Origin of the sequence: Blastococcus xanthinilyticus (genome assembly GCF_008124835.1) — a bacterium.
Taxonomy (GTDB): Bacteria; Actinomycetota; Actinomycetes; order Mycobacteriales; family Geodermatophilaceae; genus Blastococcus; species Blastococcus xanthinilyticus.
On the sequence record NZ_VNHW01000036.1, the window covers coordinates 1 to 1,333 of the forward strand.

At 71.9% G+C, this 1,333-nt stretch carries 1 protein-coding gene; it reads right to left on the reverse strand.

The features are described from left to right. Positions 1 to 23: 23 nt before the first annotated feature. Positions 24 to 1,076, reverse strand: coding sequence for an IS110 family RNA-guided transposase (locus tag BD833_RS22600; RefSeq protein ID WP_166535414.1), 1,053 nt, complete (start codon positions 1,074 to 1,076; stop codon positions 24 to 26). Between the last annotated feature and the right edge of the window lie 257 nt (positions 1,077 to 1,333).

Below are 1,333 nucleotides of genomic sequence, written 5' to 3' on the forward strand. Positions count from 1 at the left end.
GATCAGGACGCTCCTATGACGGGTCAAGCCGCGAGCGGTGGTGATTCGAGGCGTCGGTAGAGCTCGCGGGCGATGTAGCGCTTGAGGCAGCGTTTGATCTCGCGGTCGGTCTTGCCCTCGGCTCGGCGGCGGTCGGCGTAGGTGCGGGTGCGTTCGTCTCGTTGCAGCCGGGTGAGGACGACGGTGTGCAGGGCGCGGTTGAGCTGTCGGTCGCCGGAGCGGTTGAGCCGGTAGCGCACGGTCTTGCCCGAGGACGCCGGGATGGGTGCGGTGCCGGCGAGCATGGCGAAGGCGGCGTCGTCACGGCAGCGGCCGGGGTGGGACCAGGCGGTGAGGACGGTGGCGGCAACGATCGGGCCGACTCCGGTCAGGTCGAGCAGGTCCGGGCGCCAGGACCGGACGATGGCGCGGATGGCCTTCTCGTGGTCGAGGGCTTCGGTCTCGAGGAATCGGATCCGGCGCGCGAGGTCGTGTAGCACGGTCAGCGCGGTGACGATCTCGATGTCGCCGCGGCTGGCGCCCGGGCGCAGCCGGGCGGCGGTGTCGATGGCGCCGCGGGTGCTCTGGCCGCGGAACCGGGCCCGAACGGCCTCCGGGGCGGTGGTGACCATCGCCAGCAGTTGACGTTGGGCGGCGGTGGCGGCCTCGACCGCGGCGCGGCGGGCGGTCAGGCGCATCTGCAGCGCGGCTCGCTGCGGGCCGGTCTTGGGCTGAGCGAGCCGGGTGCGGGCCAGTGCGTCGCGGGCGGCGCGTTCGGCGTCGATCGGGTCGGACTTCGCCCCGGCCCGCCGCGCTGGGCGCTTGGGCCGATCCAGCTCGATGACGAGTTCATCGGCGTCTGCCAGGTGGCGGGCCAGGCCGGCGCCGTAGCCGCCGGTGCCCTCCATCGCCCACGCCCGCAGCCCCGAGTGCTGTTCGGCCAGTGTGACCAGCTCTGCGTAGCCGGCCGGGTCGGCGGCCACCGTCGCTCGGGCCAGCACGCCACCGGTGCCGGTGTCCAGCACCGCGGCGGTGTGGGTGTCTTTGTGCGTGTCGACGCCGATGACGACCTCGACCAGGTCTGCCAGCATGGTCATGCGTTCTTCTCCTTGACCGGGGGGACGCAGCAGGTCCCGGTCCGGTGCGGAGATGGCAGGACTGTGATGAGACACGCCAGCAGCCACTGGCGGTCAAGCTCCTGATCAGGCCAACGTCTCCGGCCGGGCCGGTGCCGGCAGCAGCGGACGGACAAGTCCAGATGAAGGCACGAAGCCAGTCACATGACGGGTCACGCCCACCGCTGCCAGCCATCAGCCCATCACCGAAGGACTGACCCGGCCAGCCTCACAGTCAC

Coding starts and splice junctions, on each gene's coding strand:
- BD833_RS22600 (WP_166535414.1), bottom strand. CDS start 1,076: ATGACCATGCTGGCAGACCTGGTCGAGGTCGTCATCGGCGTCGACACG.